At 66.5% G+C, this 20,297-nt stretch carries 18 protein-coding genes; 6 read left to right on the top strand and 12 right to left on the bottom strand.

Annotated elements, in window-relative coordinates; translation table 11 throughout:
- Positions 1-20: 20 nt before the first annotated feature.
- Genes AB0O89_RS04345 through AB0O89_RS04330 form a run of 4 tightly spaced genes read right to left on the bottom strand, consistent with a single transcriptional unit; the run spans position 21 to position 4,010 of the window.
- Positions 21-1,709 carry a PTS mannitol transporter subunit IICB gene (locus AB0O89_RS04345; protein ID WP_363494531.1) on the bottom strand — a complete coding sequence of 563 codons (1,689 nt, stop codon included), beginning with the start codon at positions 1,707-1,709 and terminating at the stop codon, positions 21-23.
- On the bottom strand, positions 1,706-3,394 hold the full coding sequence (gene ptsP, locus AB0O89_RS04340) for a phosphoenolpyruvate--protein phosphotransferase (RefSeq protein ID WP_363494529.1): 1,689 nt from the start codon (positions 3,392-3,394) through the stop codon (positions 1,706-1,708). The genes AB0O89_RS04345 and ptsP overlap by 4 nt, the downstream gene beginning before the upstream one ends.
- Before the next feature lie 2 nt (positions 3,395-3,396).
- On the bottom strand, positions 3,397-3,672 hold the full coding sequence (locus AB0O89_RS04335) for an HPr family phosphocarrier protein (RefSeq protein ID WP_363494527.1): 276 nt from the start codon (positions 3,670-3,672) through the stop codon (positions 3,397-3,399).
- Positions 3,673-3,692: 20 nt separating this feature from the next.
- A complete protein-coding gene (locus AB0O89_RS04330; protein WP_363494525.1) occupies positions 3,693-4,010 on the bottom strand; it encodes a PTS sugar transporter in 318 nt (105 codons plus the stop codon).
- A gap of 196 nt (positions 4,011-4,206) precedes the next feature.
- On the opposite strand from AB0O89_RS04330, the gene AB0O89_RS04325 reads away from it, so the two are divergent.
- Together AB0O89_RS04325 and AB0O89_RS04320 are read left to right on the top strand one after the other, a co-directional pair.
- Positions 4,207-6,114 carry a PTS sugar transporter subunit IIA gene (locus AB0O89_RS04325; RefSeq protein ID WP_363494562.1) on the top strand — a complete coding sequence of 636 codons (1,908 nt, stop codon included), beginning with the start codon at positions 4,207-4,209 and terminating at the stop codon, positions 6,112-6,114.
- A 28-nt stretch (positions 6,115-6,142) separates the two neighbouring features.
- Positions 6,143-6,922, top strand: coding sequence for an alpha/beta hydrolase (locus AB0O89_RS04320; RefSeq protein WP_363494523.1), 780 nt, complete (start codon positions 6,143-6,145; stop codon positions 6,920-6,922).
- Between the two features lie 27 nt (positions 6,923-6,949).
- Here the strand turns inward: AB0O89_RS04320 and AB0O89_RS04315 are convergent, their stop codons facing one another.
- The 8 genes from AB0O89_RS04315 to AB0O89_RS04280 all read right to left on the bottom strand — a co-directional run bounded on the left by AB0O89_RS04315 (position 6,950) and on the right by AB0O89_RS04280 (position 16,499).
- Positions 6,950-8,065, bottom strand: a complete 1,116-nt coding sequence (locus AB0O89_RS04315; protein WP_363494521.1) for an adenosine deaminase — start codon at positions 8,063-8,065, stop codon at positions 6,950-6,952.
- 51 nt (positions 8,066-8,116) lie between these two features.
- The gene (locus AB0O89_RS04310) at positions 8,117-9,415 is read right to left on the bottom strand and encodes a thymidine phosphorylase (protein ID WP_363494519.1); all 1,299 of its coding nucleotides are present in this window, start codon (positions 9,413-9,415) and stop codon (positions 8,117-8,119) included.
- Positions 9,412-9,813: a cytidine deaminase gene (locus AB0O89_RS04305; protein ID WP_363494517.1), complete on the bottom strand. Its 402-nt coding sequence runs from the start codon at positions 9,811-9,813 to the stop codon at positions 9,412-9,414. Before AB0O89_RS04305 ends, AB0O89_RS04310 begins: the two co-directional genes overlap by 4 nt.
- Positions 9,814-9,875: 62 nt before the next feature.
- Entirely contained in the window at positions 9,876-11,177 is a 1,302-nt protein-coding gene (locus AB0O89_RS04300; RefSeq protein ID WP_363494515.1) for an ABC transporter permease, read from the bottom strand.
- On the bottom strand, positions 11,174-12,469 hold the full coding sequence (locus AB0O89_RS04295) for an ABC transporter permease (RefSeq protein WP_363494513.1): 1,296 nt from the start codon (positions 12,467-12,469) through the stop codon (positions 11,174-11,176). Before AB0O89_RS04295 ends, AB0O89_RS04300 begins: the two co-directional genes overlap by 4 nt.
- Positions 12,466-13,986: an ABC transporter ATP-binding protein gene (locus AB0O89_RS04290; protein WP_363494511.1), complete on the bottom strand. Its 1,521-nt coding sequence runs from the start codon at positions 13,984-13,986 to the stop codon at positions 12,466-12,468. The genes AB0O89_RS04295 and AB0O89_RS04290 overlap by 4 nt, the downstream gene beginning before the upstream one ends.
- Positions 13,987-14,112: 126 nt before the next feature.
- Positions 14,113-15,222: a BMP family ABC transporter substrate-binding protein gene (locus AB0O89_RS04285; protein ID WP_363494560.1), complete on the bottom strand. Its 1,110-nt coding sequence runs from the start codon at positions 15,220-15,222 to the stop codon at positions 14,113-14,115.
- 161 nt (positions 15,223-15,383) lie between these two features.
- Positions 15,384-16,499: a mannose-1-phosphate guanylyltransferase gene (locus tag AB0O89_RS04280; RefSeq protein WP_363494509.1), complete on the bottom strand. Its 1,116-nt coding sequence runs from the start codon at positions 16,497-16,499 to the stop codon at positions 15,384-15,386.
- Between the two features lie 212 nt (positions 16,500-16,711).
- Between AB0O89_RS04280 and sdhC the strand changes: the two genes are divergently transcribed.
- From sdhC to AB0O89_RS04260, 4 genes are read left to right on the top strand one after another with little or no spacing between them, the layout of a single operon-like run.
- On the top strand, positions 16,712-17,146 hold the full coding sequence (sdhC, locus tag AB0O89_RS04275) for a succinate dehydrogenase, cytochrome b556 subunit (protein WP_228179563.1): 435 nt from the start codon (positions 16,712-16,714) through the stop codon (positions 17,144-17,146).
- Positions 17,146-17,604 (top strand): succinate dehydrogenase hydrophobic membrane anchor subunit, encoded by a 459-nt coding sequence (locus tag AB0O89_RS04270; protein ID WP_363494507.1) that lies wholly within the window; start codon positions 17,146-17,148, stop codon positions 17,602-17,604. The genes sdhC and AB0O89_RS04270 overlap by 1 nt, the downstream gene beginning before the upstream one ends.
- Positions 17,605-17,640: 36 nt before the next feature.
- The gene (sdhA, locus tag AB0O89_RS04265) at positions 17,641-19,446 is read left to right on the top strand and encodes a succinate dehydrogenase flavoprotein subunit (protein WP_363494505.1); all 1,806 of its coding nucleotides are present in this window, start codon (positions 17,641-17,643) and stop codon (positions 19,444-19,446) included.
- A 2-nt stretch (positions 19,447-19,448) separates the two neighbouring features.
- Positions 19,449-20,243: a succinate dehydrogenase iron-sulfur subunit gene (locus tag AB0O89_RS04260; protein ID WP_363494503.1), complete on the top strand. Its 795-nt coding sequence runs from the start codon at positions 19,449-19,451 to the stop codon at positions 20,241-20,243.
- The last annotated feature ends 54 nt before the right edge of the window (positions 20,244-20,297 follow it).

Here is a 20,297-nt window from a genome sequence, read left to right as displayed (position 1 = left end):
GCCCCGCACCGACTCATCGGTTATGCACCATCCTGGTGCTGGTCGCGCACCATCTCCACGACCTCGTCGTACTTCGGCGAATTCATGAAGTTGTCGACCGACACATGCACGGCATCCGGCGTCTTCTGCCGAGCCCGATCGGTGAGCTGGTTCTGCGTGATGACCAGGTCGGCCGAGGCATCCAGGTTCGCGATCGCCTTGTTGGTGACCGTGACGCCCGTAATGCCGGCCTTTGTGATCTTGTTGCGCAGCACGCTCGCGCCCATCGCAGATGAGCCCATGCCCGCATCGCACGCGAACACGATGGTCGAGATCTGCTTGGTCTCGAGTCGTCCGCCGCTGGCAAGACCCCCCGTTGCCCGCGCGGTCTCTGCCTCGTCGTACGCCTCTTCAGCGTCGTACTCGGCGCGCGCGTCGGCACCGGCGCTGGCGCGAAGACCAGCGAGCGCAGCAGACTCCTTGCCCTTGTTAGCTTCGGTCTGCGCAATCGCCGCGCTCAGGTCGCCACCCAGCCCCGCTTCGAGGTCACGCTTACGGCTTGCGCGAAGCATGATCCCTGCGAGCAGGAACGTGACAGTGGCGGCAAGGATCACCGACAGGTAGACGACGAGGAGATTACCGACCCCCGGGCCAATAGCGGCGAACGTCACGGCGATGATGCTTCCCGGAGCGGCCGGGAACGCGAGCCCGCCTCCGAGCAGCATGTTGGTCGCAACCCCGGTGGCGCCACCGGCGATGAGCGCGAGGATCGTGATCGGCTTCGACAGAGCGTACGGGAAGTAGATCTCGTGGATGCCGCCGAAGAACTGGATGATGATCGCACCCGGAGCTGAGGCCTTTGCCGCGCCGACGCCGAAGAACGTGAAGGCCAGGAGGAGCCCGACGCCAGGGCCGGGGTTGGCCTCGATGAGGAACAGAATCGACTTGCCGGTCTCGGCAGCCTGCTCGATACCGAGCGGCGTGAACACACCGTGGTTGATGGCGTTATTCAGGAACAGCACCTTCGCCGGTTCGACGATGATCGACACGAGCGGCAGCAGGTTCACCGAGACGAGCCAACCGACCGCACCACCGAGAACAGCGCTGACGCCGAGCATGACGGGGCCGAATACGAAGAACCCGACGATCGCGAGGATCATTCCGAGGATGCCGGCGGAGAAGTTGTTGACCAGCATCTCAAAGCCGGGCTTGATCTTGCCGTCCCAGATCCGGTCCATCCACTTCGTCATGAGGGCGGCGAACGGACCCATGATCATGGCACCGAGGAACATCGGGATGTTGGTGCCGACGATGACGCCCATGGTCGCGATCGTCGCAACCACGCCGCCGCGCTCGCCGTAGACCATGCGGCCGCCGGTGTTGGCGATCAGAAGCGGCAGCAGGTACACGATCATCGGGCCGACTAGGCCGACGTACGAGAAGAAGTTCCCGCCGTCGCCTTCGGCCAGTTGCACCATTGCGCCCTGCCAGCCGATAACAGCCTGATCGCCGCCGGAGCCGATGATGTCTGAGACGGGGTACCAGTGCCAGCCGAACGGGCTGTCAGGGCCGAAGAAGCCCGACGGGATGAAGAGCATCGTGATGAAGCCCCAGGCGATGAATGCCGCGATGTTCGGCATGATCATGCCCGAGAGGAAGGTGCCGAATCGCTGGACGGCGACGCGCGCCCGCCCAGGATCCTTCGCCACTCCTGGCGACGTCGTTGTCATTGCATTCTCTCTTTCTGTGAGTCGGAGGCTGCGTGTGCAGCCTCCCGTGCGGATGCCGCATCCGTTTCGGCCAGCGCGGCCTCGGCGACCCGCTTGGCGTCGTCGAGGGAGTGGGTGAGCAGGGTTGCCCGAACGTCGGCGAGCGCAGTGGGGGCCATCGAGAGCGAGGTGGCTCCAAGCCCGACGAGAACGACGGCCAGCAGCGGGTCGGCTGCGGCCTCACCGCAGATCCCGACGGGCTTGCCCGTGCGCGCGCCGGCTGCGCCGACCTCACGAATGAGGCGGAGAACAGCCGGATGCCACGGGTCCTGGTACCCCGCGACCGAACCGAGGAGGCGGTCGGCGGCGAGCGTGTACTGCGTGAGGTCGTTCGTGCCGATGGAGGCAAAGTCCGCGTGGGCGAAGATCTGCTCGGCCATGAGCGCCGACGAGGGCACCTCGACCATGACCCCGGCGGTGCGGATGCCGTACTCCCGCGCGATTGCCGTGAAGTACTCGGCCTCGTCCACGGTGGACACCATGGGAGCCATGACCCACAGGTCGGCCCCGGAGCCGTCCTTCGTGGTCTGCGCGTCCGCCTCGGCGAGCGCGGTGAGCTGTTCGCGCAGGATGTCCTCGCTGGCACGCAGCGCCCTCAGGCCACGGAGTCCCAGTGCCGGGTTCTCTTCGTGGGCGTCGTTGAGGAACGGCAGGGGCTTGTCGGCCCCCGCATCCAGGACTCGAACGACGACCTTCTTGCCGGCGAACGCCGCGAGAAGCTCGGCGTACGAGGCACGCTGCTGCTCGATCGTGGGCGCGGAGCTGGCGGAGAGGAAGAGGAACTCCGTCCGGAACAGGCCCACGCCTTCGGCGCCGAGCGCGGCGGCCTCGGCCGCCCCCGCAGGGTTCCCCAGGTTCGCCAGCAGCGGCACGGCAGTGCCGTCGGCAAGAGCTCCAGCGGTGATCGGGGCACCCGCTGCGGCCGCCCGCGCGTTTGCCCGGTTCTCGGCCCGGGTCAGTTCGTCGGTGGTCGGTTCAGTCGTGACGGCGCCGGCAGCGGCATCCACGATCACGGTCTCGCCGTCGACCAGGTCGGCAGCGCCCGCAGCGCCCACGACCGCGACGATGCCCTTCTCGCGCGCGAGGATCGCGGTGTGCGAGGTCGGGCCGCCCTCCGTGGTCACCAGCGCCAAGACCTGATCGAGGTCGAGCAGGGCAGTGTCGGCTGGAGCAAGGTCTTTGGCGACAAGAACGAATGGATGCCCCGGGTCGGGCACTCCGGGGGCGGGAACACCCTGCAGCCGAGCGATCACACGCTGCGCGACATCGTCGAGGTCAGCGGCACGCTCCCCGAGGTAGCCGCCAACAGCTTCGAGCTGAGCGCGGAAGGACGCAAACGCCTCGTGCACGGCACGCTCGGCGGTCTTGCCCTGCGCGAGCGACGCATCGACCTCGTCGGTGAGCGTCGGGTCCTCGGCCATCATGGCCTGCGCCTCGAGCACCTCCTGAGCCGCTCCCCCGGCCTGCTCTCCGCGCTTCTCGAGCTCCCGCGCGACAGCCGCGAGCGCCTCCTGGACCCGGGAGCGCTCCTCGTCGACCCCGATGGCGCTCGGGGTGTCATCCGGTGCGGGCAGGGGCGCTGCCATCCGTGCGACGGGGCCCTGGGCAACGCCCAGGCCGATGCCGACTCCTCGCAACTGCGCCATGATCAGGCGGCGTCGTGGTCGGTGGTGAGCAGTTCAGCGAGTGTGTCCAGAACCGCCTCGGCGCCGTCACCGTCGGCGGTCAGCGTGACGTAGTCGCCATGCTCGACGCCGAGCGAGATCACCCCGAGGATGCTCGCCGCGTTCACCGGAGCCCCTGCATCCTTCGCGATCGTGATCGGAATACCGGCATCCTTCGCAGCCTGCGCGAACAGTTTCGCGGGGCGCGCGTGCAGACCGTGCGACGAGCCGATGCGGACGGTGCGGGTGATCTCAGACATGGTTCCCTCCCTGGAATGGGCTATTCGGTGACGGATGCGGCGCGAGCCGCGGTGACGAGCTGAAGAATCCGAGAACCATCGCGGTCTTCAAAGGCATCGGACGGAAGAAGCACCGCGATCGACCCCGCGACGCTCGCGAGGGCGCGGACCCGATCGAACGCGGATTCGAGGTGGGGGCCCACGAGCACGATGTCGACGGGATCGGACAGACCCGCGAGCGTGTGCTCGGTTCCCGCAGCGACCTCAAGGGGTACACCGCTGCGCACGGCGGCGCTTCTGAGCCGCTGTGCGACGAATGTGCTGGACGCTCCGGCGCCGCAGATTACGAGGATCCTCATCGACCCGCCTCCTTCGCAGTCGATTCTTGTGAGAACGCTGAGAGGCAACAACCAGTCCTTTTTCCGCAGGGGCGGAAGAGCGCTTGCGAGCGGGGAGCCCTGCGCGAGGGCTCGTCATGATTGACTGACACGGTCGAGGACGCGCCTGGTGCGGCCTCGCGCGAGGAGTTCGGTGACACGACCACGACAGGATCGGATGCTGAGCCTGCTCGTCCGCGAGGGCGAGTGGGTCACTGCCGCGACCCTCGCCGATGCCCTCGGCGTCACTCCGCGCAGCATCCGTTCGTATGTCACCGCCGTCAACGCGCGCGTGCCCTCCGGCGCCGCGATCGAGTCGGGTCCTTCCGGGTATCGCGCCGGTGTCGACGCCGCTGCCGCACTCCGGGCGTCGGCGGCAGCTGACGCCGGGACGCCGCGAGACCGGCTCCACACGCTCGTCCGAGCGCTCCTGAATGATCCGGCAGGCATTGACGTGTTCGAGACCGCCGACGAGCTGCACGTGAGCCCTGCGACCCTCGAGGCAGATCTGGGCCGAGTACGGAGCCTGCTCGGGGGCACCGGCATCACTCTCGAACGGTCTGCTTCGATCGCGCGTCTTCGCGGGACGGAAGTCGCGCAGCGGCGCCTGCTGAGTTCGCTCGCCCACGACGAGATGGAAGCAGGCGCGTTCGACTTCGATGCACTGCGCCGCTCCCTCGGCGGATCCTCCATGGGCGCCAATGTGTTCGGGCCGTTCAAGCCCGCGCTTGTCGCCCGCATGGGTGAGCTCGGGTACTACGTCAACGAGTTCGGCATCGCGGATGTGCTGATGCACATAGCCATCACGGCCGACCGCGCCTCGCAGGGCCGCTCGCTCGAGGCGACTACCGGCTCACCGATCTCCGAAGACCGCCGCATGGTCGCCGAGGTCCTCGATGGCCTGGTGCATGAGCACATCGGGGTCGATCTCGGCCACGGCGACCTCGACCATCTGGCAATCCTCGTCCTGACGCGGGTGGTCGCTCCGGGCGCCGCCGCGCCGAGTGAGCGGGCGCGGGAGAACCTCGACCCCCAGCTCGAGCAGGTCGTTCGCGAGATCGTCCAGGACGCGGCATCCGAGTTTCTCGTGGACATCGCGCATGAGGATTTCGTCGTGCGCCTCGCCCTTCATGTGCAGAATCTCCGGCAGCGCGCTGCCGCCCAGGCATGGTCTCGAAACCCGCTCACCCGGTCGCTGAAGACGAGCTACCCGATGGTGTTCGAGGTAGCCGTCTTCATCGCTGGCCAACTCCACGAGCGGCTCGGCATTCCGCTGCTCGATGACGAGATCGCCTATATCGCGATGCACGTCGGCGGACGGCTGGAGCGCAGCCGCCGCAGCGAACAGCTGCTGACCGCGACCATCGTCTGTCCCGGGTACTACGAGCTGCATGAACTGCTGCGCTCGAGCGTGGACCGCTCTCTCGGCCGCGCGATCGAGGTCATCGGCGTCGACACCCGCGCCGACCCCGACTGGGATGCGATCCACACCGACCTCGTGCTCTCGACGATCGACCCGCCGGCGCCGTCGGAGCGGATCGTCAGGGTGCAGCCGTTTCTCACCGAGAGCGATGTCGATCGCGTGCAGGGGGCTGCGAGCCGCATCCGTCGCGGGCGGCGCCTGGCGCGGCTGCGCGCGGACCTCGCACGCTACTTCGTGGCCGGCGCGTTCAGCCGGGAGCTTGCCGCGGCAGGCAGCGAGGAAGACGCGATCCGGCTGCTGGGCGCACCCCTGGTCGCGGAGGGCGTCATCGACCAGGACTACATCGAGCGCGCCATCCATCGCGAGCAGCTCTCGTCGACGGCGTTCACGGATGCCCTCGCCGTTCCTCACGCGATCGGGATGACGGCAACCCGCACGGCGATTTCGGTCGGGGTCTCCGAGAGCTCGATCGCCTGGGGTGACTCGCGCGTTCAGGTTGTCGCGCTGGTGGCGTTCTCGGAGTCCGACCGCGCCGCATTCCAGACGGTCTTCGAGCAGTTCGTCGAGGTGTTCTCCGAGCGTGAGAGCGTTCAGCGCATCGTCCGCCGGTCGACGGATCTCGCCGGTTTCCTCGACGAATTGGCCGCGGTCATCGACGGCTGATCCCTCTCCGGTTCACTACGCTCACAGTGTGGATGCCGACTCTGCCCCGCCCCCGCGACGACGCCGCTCGCGCGCGGTACGGATCGTTGGATGGATAGGGGCAAGTCTCGGCATCCTGTTGATCGTTGGAATCGTCGGGATCGTCATCTACTCGCAGGTGGGCGTCATGGCAGCAGAGCCCGAGCCGCTTGCTGCCGTGCAGGCCAATCCCGCGATCTCGATCACGGATGATTCGGCAGCCATCGTGCTCTCCCCCGCCGAGGGCGCGACCGGCGACGGTCTCGTCTTCATCCCGGGTGCGAAGGTTGACCCGTGGGCCTATGCCGCGAAGCTCTCAGGCATCGTCGAATCGGGAACAACCGTGGTAATCACCAAGCCGTGGCTGAATCTCGCGTTCTTCGATCTGAGGCCGCTTGACGCGTTCACGAGCCTTGCGCCGGATGTCGACACCTGGGCCGTCGGCGGTCACTCGCTCGGCGGGGTTCGTGCCTGCCAGCTGACGCAGGATGCCGAGGCGCTGATTCTGTTCGCGTCATACTGCGCGAACGACCTCAGCGCGTCGGGGTTGCCGGTGCTCAGCCTGGCCGGCGAACTCGACGGCCTCTCGACTCCCGAGAAGATCGCGGATGCCCGGCCGCTGCTGCCTGCGGATGCCGACATGGTCGAGATCGTGGGCGCGGCGCACTCGTCCTTCGGCGACTACGGCCTGCAGCCCGGCGATGGCACACCGACCATCTCCGATGCCGACATGACCGAGACCCTCACGTCCGAGATCGACCACTTCTTCCAGGCTCAGGTGGCCGGCTGACCCTCCCACGCGGGCGCCAGGACGGGTCTAGCGGTCGAAGCCCTCGCCGATGAGTTCGATGAGTTCCTCGCGCTCCTCGACCGGCAGGAAGGCACCGGCAGCCGCGTTGAGCTGGAACACTTCGAGATCGTCCAGGTCATATTCGAAAGCGTCAGCGAGAAGAGCCAGTTCGCGGGTCAGCGACGTGCGGCTCATCGTCCGGTTATCGACATTGACCGTCACCGAGAAGCCCAGCTGATAGAGCAGGTCGAAGGGGTGGTCCGCGAGCTCCTCGCCCCACGTCGAGATCGCTCCGGTCTGCAGGTTAGAGCTCGGCGAGAGCTCGAGCGGGATCTCGCGATCGCGCACCCACCGGGCAAGATCACCGAACTGCACGAGCACCTCGTCACCCGCACGGGAGACGACATCGAGGTCTTCAGCGATCCGCACCCCGTGGCCGAGGCGCAGCGCCCGCCCATCCAGAAGAGCCGAACGGATCGAGTCCAATCCGGCAGCCTCACCCGCGTGGACCGTGACGGGGAAGAACTCGCTGGCGAGATAGTCGAACGCCTCACGGTGGCGCGAGGGAAGGAATCCGTCTTCGGGGCCCGCGATGTCAAAGCCGACGGCCCCGCGCTCACGCCACTGCACGGCCAGCCGCGCGATCTCCAGGGACCGGTCGGTGTGCCGCATCGCGGTGATCAGCTGCCCGACACGGATGTCGTGACCTGCCTGCTCTGCGGCATCCTCACCCTCTTCGATACCATCCTGGACGGCCTCGACGACCTCCTCGAGCGACAGTCCACCCGACAGGTGCTGCTCGGGGGCCCAGCGCACCTCGCCGTAGATCACGCCGTCGGCGGCGAGGTCCTCGACGAACTCACGGGCAACCCGAGTGAGCCCCTCGCGGGTCTGCATAACGCCGACGGTGAGGTCGAAGGTCTTGAGGTACTCGACGAGCGATCCGGAGTCCGAGCGCTCGGCGATCCAGTCGGCAAGATCGTCGGCCGTGTCCTCGGGGACTTCGAGCCCGACCTGGTCGGCGAGTTCGAGGATCGTCGCCGGCCGCACACCGCCGTCGAGGTGGTCGTGCAGCGACACCTTGGGGAGCTTGCGGATCGACATCCCCTGCAAGACGTGGTCACCGTGCTGATCGATCGACATGAGGGCTCCTGGAAGAGGGGGGATGGCGGTGGCGGGAAGAACGAAGGATGCTCAGGCGGTGATGCGTTCGAGAACGATGGGTGTGCGCGAGACCTCGGCGTCACCAATCTCCCACGCGTTCTCGAGCGCGTCCAGTGCGCGAGGGAACCGGGCAGCGTCCTGCGCCGACAGCGTGAACAGGGGCGCGCCGGCGGCAACCGCGTCGCCGGGCTTGGCGTGCAGGTCGATGCCTGCTGCGTGGATGACGGGGTCTTCGGCACGCGCCCGACCGGCACCCAAACGCCACGCAGCGATACCGAAGGGCAAGGCTTCCATACGGGTCACAACCCCGGCGCGGGGCGCCGTCACGGTGTGGGTCTCGCGTGCGACGGGCAGCTCGGCATCCGGGTCCCCGTCCTGGGCGAGGATCATGGCGCGCCAGGAGTCCATCGCACGGCCATCGGCCAATGCCGCCTCGACATCCGCATCCGGCTGGCCCGCCAGGGCGAGCATCTCGCGCGCCAGGGCGATCGTGAGCTCAACGACGTCGGCGGGCCCGCCGCCGGCGAGCACCTCGACGGATTCGCGGACCTCGTTCGCGTTGCCGATCGCGAGGCCGAGTGGCGTGTCCATGTTCGTCAGCAGGGCTGTCGTTGCCACCCCGGAGTCGGTGCCGAGTGCGACCATCGTGCGGGCGAGCTCGCGGGCCCGGTCAACGTCGCGCATGAATGCGCCTGAGCCGAACTTCACATCCAGCACGAGCGAGTCGGTGCCCTCGGCGATCTTCTTGGACATGATGCTCGAGGCGATGAGGGGGATTGCTTCGACGGTGCCGGTCACATCGCGCAGCGCATAGAGCTTCTTATCGGCGGGCGCGAGGCCGGAGCCAGCCGCGCAGATGACCGCGCCGACATGCCGCAGTTGCGCCGTCATCTCGGCGTTCGAGAGCGCCGCGCGCCATCCCGGGATCGACTCGAGCTTGTCGAGGGTCCCGCCGGTGTGCCCGAGTCCTCGCCCCGACAGTTGCGGCACGGCGACACCGAAGGATGCCACCAGCGGCGCGAGCGGCAGGGTGATCTTGTCGCCCACCCCACCAGTGGAGTGCTTGTCAACGGTGGGCTTGCCGAGTCCCGCGAAGCTCATCCGCTCCCCCGAGGCGATCATCGCGTCGGTCATCACTCGGATCTCGTCGCGCTCCATGCCGTTGAGCAGGGTCGCCATCGCGAAGGCTGCCATCTGCGCATCGGCGACATATCCGCGCGTATACGCATCGATCATCCAGCGCAGCTCGGGCTCGGGAACGGCGCCGCCGTCACGCTTGATACGGATGACGTCAACGGCGTCGAACGGCTCGATCGGGGCCTCGCTCATGCGCGTGCCTCCTCGAGATCACGGGGCCCGAAGGCATCCGGCAACACCTCATCGATCGTGCGGATGCCGGAGACGGTGTGCAGCAGCATCCCGGGTGCGGAGTGTTCATAGAGAAGCTGCCGGCAGCGGCCGCACGGCATGATGATCTGCTCCTGGCCGTTGACGCACACGAACGCGGCCAGCCTGCCCCCACCGCTCATATGCAGCGCCGAGACGAGTCCGCATTCGGCGCACAGTCCCACGCCGTACGAGGCGTTCTCGACGTTGCATCCGACGACGATCCGGCCGTCGTCGACGAGCGCAGCGGCGCCGACCGAATAGTTCGAGTACGGGGCGTAGGCGTGACGCATGGCCGAGATCGCCTCGGCGCGCAGCCCGTCCCAATCGATATCTGTCATGCGGATCCTCCCGGCTCACGCAGGTGTCAGCGCCCCCGCTGGTGGCGAGGGCGCTGATCCCGTCATTCCTTGATGTAGGGCTTTCCGTCGGCGGCAGGCGCCCGCGAGCGGCCGACGACACCGGCGACGACGAAGATCGTGACGACGTACGGCAACATGAGCATGAACTCGCTCGGCACCGGCGATCCGACGATGCTGAGGGTGTTCTGCAGGCTCGACGCGAACCCGAACAGCAGCGCCGCGAGGGTCGCTTTGATCGGGTCCCACTGGCCGAAGATGACTGCTGCGAGCGCGATGAAGCCGGCGCCGGCTGTCATCTCCTTGTTGAAGGCGATGCCGTTTCCGATCGTGAACACGGTGCCGCCGAGGCCCGCGATGGCGCCGGCGAGCAGCACGTTCCAGAACCGGGTCGCGTTGACCTTGATGCCGACGGTGTCAGCGGCCTGCGGGTGCTCGCCGACCGCGCGCAGACGCAGACCCCAGCGGGTGTGGAACATACCCACGTAGACCGCCGCGACGGCGATGTACATCAGGTACACGATGATGGTCTGGTTGAACAACACCGGCCCGATGACGGGGATGTCGGCAAGCAGCGGAATGGGCATCCGGTCGAACCGCGGCGGGCTGTTGAGGGTCGCGCCGTTGGGTTGGAGGACCTGCGAGTACAGGAAGCTCGTCAACCCGATCACGAGAACGTTCAGCACGACACCGACGATGACCTGCTCGACGAGGTACTTGATGGCGAACGCGGCGAGGATGAAGGCCACGAGCACTCCCGCGACCATCGCCGCGAGAAGGCCGAGGATGGGCTGGCGCGTCGCCGAAGCGACGACGGCGGCGGTGAAGGCCCCCGCCAGCAGCTGACCTTCGATCGCAATGTTCACAACGCCGGCACGCTCGCCGATCACGCCGCCCAGGGCACCGTAGATGAGCGGAACGGCCAGTCCGAGCGAGCCCGCGAGAAGTCCCGCAACGGGGATCGCGGCACCCGCGGCAGCCCACGTCAGGAACCCGACGACGATCGCCAGGATGTAGACGATGACGATCCACAGCGGCGAGCGCGCGAAGGCTCGGACGAAGAACACGGATGCGACAGTCAACAGTGCCAGCAGCACGACGCAGACCCACGCCGTGGCCATGACGGGTACGGCGAGTTCGGGCAGCTGAACCGCGTCGGTGGGTGTCGATAGCCGGAAGGTGGTGACCCCCTCCCGCGGTGCAGCGAGCAGCAGGATGGCAAAGAGCGCCGTGAAGATCGTGAGCGCGATCGGAACCTTCCAGCTGCGGATCTTCTCAGGCTGGGCCGTCACCAGCGGGGCAATCGGTACGGTCCCTTCGCCCGTGGGAGATACTGTCGTGCTCATGCGGCACCCCCTTCGGCGCGGGCTTGCGCTTTCAGCTGCTTCTGCCGTGCCTTTTCGCGCTTGCGACGGTCGCGCTCGGGCGAGGGGAGGAAGAAGATCGTGCGCACCAGCGGCGGCGCCGCGATGAACAACACGATGAGCGCCTGGACGACGGTGACGATCTCGACCGGAATCTGCTCGGCAGCCTGCATCGAGTACCCGCCGGCCTTGAAGGCGCCGAACAGGATGCCTGCCGCGAAGGTTCCCCAGGGGGTGGAGCGACCCAGCAGCGCCACCGTGATGGCGTCGAATCCGATACCGGCGTCGATGTCGGCCGAGAACCCGGTCGTTACGGTTCCCAGCACCTGGTTGACACCGGCGAGACCGATGAGGGCGCCGGAGATCAGCATGCCGTAGACGTACATGCTCGAGACCTTGATACCGGCGACCCGTGCGGCGTTCGGGTTCTCGCCGACGGCGCGGAACTGGAAGCCGAGGCTCGAGCGCGACAGGATCCACCACACGAGCACCGTCGCACCGATCACCAGGATGAACCCGAAATGCAGGTTGTAGGAGGGGCCGAGCAGATCCGGGAACACGGCGGTGTCTTTCATCGCCGGCGTCTTGGGGTTGCTCGAACCCGGCGCCTGGAGCAGGCCCGGGGTGCGCAGCATCCACGAGATCAGATAGAACGCGATGTAGTTGAGCATGATCGTCACGATCACCTCGTGCGCACCGGTGCGCGCCTTGAGAAGACCGGCGATGCCGGCCCACAGCGCACCGGCGATCAGGCCCGCGATGAGCGCGACGACCATGTGGATGCCCCACGGCAGGTCGAGCGAGAACGCTACCCATCCCGCCGCCGCCGAGGCCATCAGCATCTGACCGCGACCACCGATGTTGAACATGCCGATGCGGAACGCGAGGGCGACACCGAGACCTGCCGCGATCAGCGGCGTCGCGAAGGTGAGCGTCTCGGTGATGGGCTTGATGGCTCGTTCGAAGGTGGGCGCATTGAAGTTGTAGATCGCGCCCTGGAAGAGGGCGATGTAGGCGCCGCTCACGGCATCCCATACGGCGGCGATCGTGTCCATCGGACGTGCGAAGAAGTACGCGGATGCTGCCTGCACGTCTTCGTCGGTGAACGCGATCATGATGCCGCCGACGATCAGGGCGAGGAGCACCGCGAGCACCGAGATGATCGCGTTGCCCTGCGTGATGCGACGGAAGGTCTCGTGCCACTTTCCGGGGGGCGAGACCTCTTCGAGGCCGGGCTTCGAGCTGCGCGTGGGCTCGGATGCCGTGGTGCTCATGCGGCAGCTCCTTCCGTGCTCGGGGTCTCTCCGGCCATCATGAGGCCCAGGACCTCGCGCGGTGTGTCTCCCGGAACGATCCCGACGATGCGCCCGCGGTACATCACCATGATCCGGTCCGCGAGGGCGACGACTTCGTCCAGTTCCGTGGATACGACGACCACGGGGATGCCGGCATCCCGCGTCTGCACGACGCGCTTGTGAATGAACTCGATGGAGCCGACATCGACACCGCGCGTCGGTTGCGCGGCGACCAGGAGCGACAGCTCGCGGCTGAGCTCACGGGCGAGCACAACCTTCTGCTGATTGCCACCCGAGAGGGTACCGACGGGCGTGTCGACGCCCTGTGCGCGGACGTCGAACTCCTCGAACTTCTCCTGCGCGAACGCTGCCAGTGCGGCCCGCTGCACCGTGCCTGCCTTCACGAACGGAGCGCCGTGGGCGCGATCGAGCATGAGGTTCTCGGCGATCGTGAAGGGGCCGACGAGGCCATCCTCCTTGCGGTCTTCCGGCACAAACCCGACCCCGGCATCCAGGATGCCGCGCACGCTGCGGCCGATGAGCTCCGTCCCATTCAGCGTGGCAGAGCCCCGGACGATCTCCTGCAGGCCTACCAGCGCCTCCGTGAGCTCGGTCTGCCCATTGCCTTGCACACCCGCGACGGCGAGGATCTCGCCACCACGCACCTCGAAACTGACGTCGTCGACGATCGGGTGGCCGGTCGGATCGAGCACTGACAGGTTCGAGACCACGAGAGCGGAGTCGCGCAACTGCGGCGGATCTTTGTGGACCGTCAGTTCGACGGCACGACCGACCATCATCGATGCGAGCTCGGCGTTCGACGACTCCGGAGACGCTTCGCCGACGACCTTGCCGAGCCGGATGACGGTGATGCGATCAGCTACCTCACGGACTTCGCGAAGCTTGTGGGTGATGAAAACGATGGAGGCGCCGGAGTCCTTGAGCTGACGCATGATCGCCATCAGCTCGTCGGTCTCTTGCGGCGTCAGCACGGCGGTCGGCTCATCGAAGACGAGTACCTTCGCGTCCCGCGAGAGCGCCTTGATGATCTCAACGCGTTGCTGCACTCCGACGGGCAGATCCTCGACGAGCGCGTCGGGGTCGACGTCGAACCCGAACCGCTCCGAGATCTCCCGGACGCGCTGCCGGGCGGCATTCAGGTCGAGGAACCCTCCAGCTTTGGTGGATTCGTGACCGAGCATCACGTTTTCGGCGACGGTGAACACCGGGATCAGCATGAAGTGCTGGTGCACCATGCCGATTCCCGCGCGCATGGCGTCGCCCGGGCCGTGAAAGTTCTGGACGTGGTCATCGAGGAGGATCGTGCCCTCGTCGGCCTGGTAGAGACCGTAGAGGACGTTCATCAGCGTTGACTTGCCGGCGCCGTTCTCACCGAGGAGACAGTGAATCTCTCCGGGTTCGACCACGAGATCGATGTGGTCGTTTGCGACGAGGCTGCCGAACCGCTTGGTGATCCCGCGGAGTTCGAGCTTCATGATGCCGATCCTAGGAGACAGGTCGGGTCAGCGCACCGAAATGCGTGGCCGACGGGCGAGCGGTGAGGGGCGATAACGACAGTGGCGGGGAGGCCGGATACCCAGCCTCCCCGCCACTGAGGGTTATCAGCCCGCGAGGTACGACGTGACCGGGATCGATCCGTCGATGATGCCCGCGGCGATCTCGTCGAGCTCGGCCTGCAGGTCAGGCGAGACCTTGCTCTCGAAGTCGTGGAACGGAGCCAGGCCCACGCCACCGTTCTCGAGGGTGCCGACGAACGGCGCCGGGTCGAACTCGCCGATGCCGGCGGCCAGGACTGCGTCCTCGACACCCACGTCGATCAGCTTGCGGATCGAGGTGAGAAGCAGGTCGGCGACGGTGGGGTCGGTCTCGAAGACGTCGGCGTCGACACCGATGAGGGCGATGTCGCGGCCCGAGTCACGGATGACCGACGCGGCGCTCTGGTAGATCGGACCACCGACGGGGAGCAGGACGTCGACACCCTGGTCGACGAGGCCCTGCGCAGCGTTGATCGCGTCCTGGTTGGCGACGAAGCCACCGGTGAAGACACCGTCCTGCGCAGCGGAATCCCAGCCGAGGACCTCGACGTTGGCGCCGTTGGCCTCGTTGTAGTACGCCACGCCCTGAGCGAAGCCGTCCATGAAGATCGAGACCGTCGGGAAGTTCATGCCACCGAAGGTGCCCACCTTGCCGGCGGTCGAGTACGACGCGGCGGCGTAGCCGGCGAGGAATGCGGCCTGCGCGGTGTCGAAGACGATCGGCTTGATGTTGGGAGCGTCGGTCTCACCGTCGAAGTCGTTGTCAACGACGTCGTCGATCGAGACGTACTCGATGTCGGGGTTGGCCAGAGCCGACTCACCGGCAGCCGACGCGAGCGCGAAGCCGACCGTGATGATCATGGTGCAGCCCTGGTCGACCAGGTTGGTGAGGTTCGGCGCGAAGTCAGACTCCGAGTCGGACTGGACCGTCTTGAATTCGACGCCCAGTTCGTCAGCGGCACGCTCGAGGCCTTCGTAGCCGAGCTGGTTGAACGACTTGTCATCGAAGCCACCGGCGTCCGAGACCATGCAGGGCAGGAAGCCCTCGACGACGTCGCCGCCGGCGGCTGCCGAGGACTCGGTGTCGGTGGGAGCCGACGCGCAGCCGGCGAGAGCAACGAACATGCTCGCGGCGACAAGGCCGCCGAGCACGCGCTTACGGGTGGAAATGGTCAACTGTGCCTCCAGGTGAAGGGCCCGCCCAGACGGCGGGTGCATCTGGAGAATCTACCTAGCGAATCGCCACGATGCATGCCCCGGACAGCCACGACTGAGCAATGGTTACAAACCCGCAATAGAGTCGTCACGCAAACTGCTCGGGCGCGGCATCCGCCTTCTCACAGAACATCGCCGCGACCGCCGAGCTTGAGCGCGTCGACAACTCCCTTCACCCGTTGCGCGTGCTCGCTCGTGGTCACCAGCAGCGCATCAGGGGTGTCGACGACGACGATGTCCTGCACGCCGATCAGGCTGATCACCCGCGAGGTCTGCGAGACGACGATGCCACTGGAGGCGTCCGAGAGGATGCGAGCATTCTCGCCGAGGATCGCGAGATCGTTCTTACGGCCGTGGGAGTTGAGCTTGGCCAGGCTCGCGAAATCGCCAACGTCGTCCCAGTCGAAGTGGCCAGGGATCACCGCGAGCTTTCCCTTTTCAGCGGCGGGCTCAGCAACCGAATAGTCGATGGCGATCTTGGTGAGGCCCGGCCAGACGCGGTCAACGACCGGTCCCCGACGGTCACGGTCATCCCACGCCTCCGCCAGTTCCATCAGCCCGGCGTGGAGCTCCGGGTTGTTGGCCTCGATCTCGGCGAGCAGCACATCGGCGCGAGAGATGAACATCCCCGCGTTCCAGAGGTAGGAGCGATCCGCGAAGTAGGCCCGCGCCGTCTCAAGGTCAGGCTTCTCCACGAAGCGCTCGACGGTTGCCGCCTCGGGCGCGCCATCCACAAGAAGCTCGTCAGCCTTCTTGATGTAGCCGAAACCGATCGAGGGCTCGGAGGGCTGGATGCCGATTGTGCTGATGTACCCCTGCCGTGCCGCGGCGACTGCCTGTCGCACCGCCCATTGGAAGAGGTGCGGAGGCCGGATGACGTGGTCTGCAGCGAACGATCCGATGATGACGTCGGGCTCACGGCGCACGAGCACGGCGGCTGCCAGTCCGATCGCAGCTGTCGAGTCGCGGGGCTCGGACTCGAGGAAGACGTTGCGATCGGGCACGCCGGGAAGCTGTGCCTCGACAGCGGCGCGGTGCGCTCGTCCCGTCACGACCGCGATACGTTCGCTGCCGGCCAGGGGCTCGAGCCGATCCCACGTGTCCCGAAGAAGAGAATGCCCAGATCCTGTGAGATCGTGCAGGAACTTCGGAGCATCAGCCCGGGAGAGCGGCCAGAGCCGGCTGCCGATGCCTCCCGCGGGGATGACGGCGTAGAAGTCGGAGATCTCCTGAGACATGCCCCCAGGCTACTGGGGCGTCCTTTCGAGGACGTGTCCGGGAGGTGACGGCGCGCGACAGCAGTACCCCCGAACTAAGGGTGGCCTAAGAGCCGTGTCCGCTCAGGGCGCAATAGGATGGGCTTCGCGCCCGAGTGACGCCGAGGGACCTGCGCCAGGTTCCCGTTGGGGCACTGACCGCCCCGCTCGTGTTCGATCCAGGGAGGACGACCGTGTCTGCACCAGCACGCGTCACACCGTCGGTATCCGAAACCACCTCCAAGACCCCTCGTGGAACGCTGTACCGCGGTCACGAGGGCATGTGGTCGTGGGTTCTCCATCGCATCACCGGCGTCGCCATCTTCTTCTTCCTTCTCGTCCACATTCTGGACACGGCGCTCATTCGGGTCTCCCCCGAGGCGTACAACGCGGTGATCGGGACGTACAAGAACCCGATCATGGGCATCGGTGAGGTCTTCCTGGTCGGGGCGATTGCCTACCACGCCTACAACGGGCTGCGGATCATCATCGTGGACTTCTGGTCCAAGGGAGCCCGCTACCAGCGCCAGCTCTGGTGGATCGTGCTCGGCGTCTGGGCTGTGACGATGATCGGCTTCACTCCGCGTCACCTCATCAATGTGTTCAGCTCGATGGGAGGCGGTCACTGATGAGCGCTCCTGCGATCGCCGAACCCCGCGCCTCCCACAGCACTCCGCGCCGGCGTGGCGTGAACCTCGAGAAGTGGGGCTGGATCTACATGCGAGCATCCGGCATGGTGCTCGTGGTGCTGATCTTCGGCCACCTCTTCGTCAACCTCATGATCGGTGACGGCATCCACGCGATCGACTTCGCGTTCGTTGCCGGAAAGCTCACCAACCCGTTCTGGCAGTGGTGGGACGTCCTCATGCTGTGGCTCGCCCTGATCCACGGCGCCAACGGCATGCGCACCATCACCAACGACTATGTGACCCACGCAAAGACCCGCACCGTGCTGGTGGCGGCGATCTGGATCACCGCAGCGCTTCTGATCCTGCTCGGCACTCTTGTGGTCTTCACCTTCGACCCGCGCCTCGGGTTCGACCCGGCCACCGCATCCGACACGATCATCGGCCTGTGTGCCTCGTAATCCCGCCGCTCACCTGACATCGAAAGCACAGCACCCGTGACTACTCAGAGCGCCGAAAGCGTCGTCAAGGACGGCGTCCACTACCACCAGTTCGACATCGTGATCGTCGGCGCCGGCGGCGCTGGCATGCGCGCCGCCATCGAGGCAGGCCCCGGCGCGAAGACCGCGGTCATCTCCAAGCTCTACCCCACCCGGTCTCACACCGGCGCGGCCCAGGGTGGCATGGCTGCTGCCCTCGCCAACGTCGAGGAAGACTCGTGGGAGTGGCACACCTTCGACACCGTCAAGGGTGGCGACTACCTCGTCGACCAGGATGCCGCTGAGATCCTGGCGAAAGAGGCGATCGACGCGGTCATCGACCTCGAGAACATGGGCCTGCCCTTCAACCGCACACCCGAGGGCAAGATCGACCAACGCCGATTCGGCGGACACACCGCCGACCACGGCAAGAGCCCCGTGCGCCGAGCCTGCTACGCCGCCGACCGCACCGGTCACATGATCCTGCAGACGCTGTTCCAGAACTGCGTCAAGCTCGGCATCAACTTCTTCAACGAGTTCTACGTGCTCGACCTCATCACGGTGAAGGATGCCGACGGCAACACCCAGGTCGCGGGCGTCGTCGCCTACGAACTGGCCACCGGCGACCTGCACGTCTTCCAGTCCAAGGCCGTGATCTTCGCGACCGGCGGCTTCGGCAAGATCTACAAGACGACCTCGAACGCGCACACCCTTACCGGTGACGGCGTCGGGATCGTGTGGCGCAAGGGCCTGCCCCTGGAGGACATGGAGTTCTTCCAGTTCCACCCGACGGGGCTCGCTGGGCTCGGCATCCTGCTCACAGAGGGTGCTCGCGGTGAGGGCGCCATCCTGCGCAACGCGAGCGGCGAGCGCTTCATGGAGCGCTACGCCCCCACCATCAAGGACCTCGCTCCGCGCGACATCGTCAGCCGCTGCATGCAGCAAGAGGTCGCCGAGGGTCGCGGGGCCGGCCCGCACCGTGACTACGTGCTGCTTGACTGCACGCACCTGGGCGCCGAGGTGCTCGAGACCAAGCTCCCCGACATTACCGAGTTCGCTCGCACGTACCTGGGTGTCGACCCGGTCGTCGAGCCGGTGCCGGTCATGCCGACAGCCCACTACGCGATGGGCGGCATCCCGACCAACGTCAAGGCCGAGGTGCTCGCCGACAACGAGACCGTCGTGCCGGGCCTGTACGCCGCCGGCGAGTGCGCGTGCGTGTCGGTGCACGGCTCGAATCGCCTCGGCACCAACTCGCTGCTGGACATCAACGTCTTCGGCAAGCGCGCGGGCCGCAACGCGGTCGAGTATGTCAAGACCGCCGACTTCGTCGACCTTCCTGAGGACGCTGCAGCTGGTGTTCGCGAGATGATCGAAGGACTGCGCAACAACCCCGGCCAGGAGCGCATCGCGGTCCTGCGCAAGAAGCTGCAGGACGAGATGGACAAGGGAGCCCAGGTGTTCCGCACCGAGGAGTCCCTCAAGCACGTTCTCGGTGTCATCGAGGAACTGCGAGCTCGCTACCTCAATATCCACGTCGACGACAAGGGCAAGCGGTTCAACACCGATCTGCTCGAGGCCGTTGAGCTCGGATTCCTGCTCGACATCGCCGAGGTCGTCGTCGTCACGGCCCGCAACCGGCTCGAAAGCCGTGGCGGCCACATGCGGGATGACTACCCCAAGCGCGACGACGAGAACTACATGCAGCACACGATGGCCTACCTCACGGGCGACCCGCACTCGTCGGTCGCGGATGACCACATCCGCCTCGACTGGAAACCCGTCGTCATCACCCGCTACCAGCCGATGGAGAGGAAGTACTGACGATGAGCGCGACGCTAGTCTCCACGGGTGCCCCTACCGACGCGGCCGCAGGCATCGACCAGTCCGCCGAGTCCACCGGCATCCAGTCATTCCTGGTGACCTTCATCATCCGCCGCTTCGATCCCGAGGTGGATGCCGAGCCCCGCTGGGTCGACTACGACGTGGAGTTGTACTCGACCGACCGTGTGCTTGACGCTCTCCACAAGATCAAGTGGGAGGTCGACGGGTCGCTGAGCTTCCGCCGCTCCTGCGCACACGGCATCTGCGGGTCGGACGCCATGCGCATCAACGGCCGCAACCGCCTCGCGTGCAAGACCCTCATCAAGGACCTCGACATCTCCAAGCCCATCTACGTCGAGGCCATTAAGGGTCTGCCGCTGGAAAAGGACCTCATCGTCGACATGGAGCCCTTCTTCGCGTCGTACCGTGAGGTGCAGCCGTTCCTCATCTCGAACTCTGCGCCGGAGCCCGGCAAGGAGCGCATCCAGTCGATCGCCAACCGCGAGATCTTCGACGACACGACCAAGTGCATCCTGTGCGCAGCCTGCACCTCGTCGTGCCCCGTCTTCTGGACCGACGGCCAGTACTTCGGGCCCGCCGCGATCGTCAACGCGCACCGCTTCATCTTCGATTCGCGCGACGACGCCGCCGATGTGCGCCTGAACATCCTCAATGACAAGGAAGGCGTGTGGCGCTGCCGCACGACGTTCAACTGCACCGAGGCCTGCCCCCGCGGTATCGAGGTCACCAAGGCAATCGCCGAGGTCAAGCAGGCGGTGCTTCGCGGGAAGGCTTGAAGCCGGGCCGCATCAGCGGCGCGGGCTGCTTGATGCCGCGTTCGAGCATCTGAG

The sequence above is a fragment of the Microbacterium sp. NPDC076895 genome, assembly GCF_040687115.1.
GTDB lineage: Bacteria > Actinomycetota > Actinomycetes > Actinomycetales > Microbacteriaceae > Microbacterium.
The sequence above is the reverse complement of the archived record's forward strand: the minus strand, read 5'-3'. Positions and strand labels throughout refer to the sequence as shown.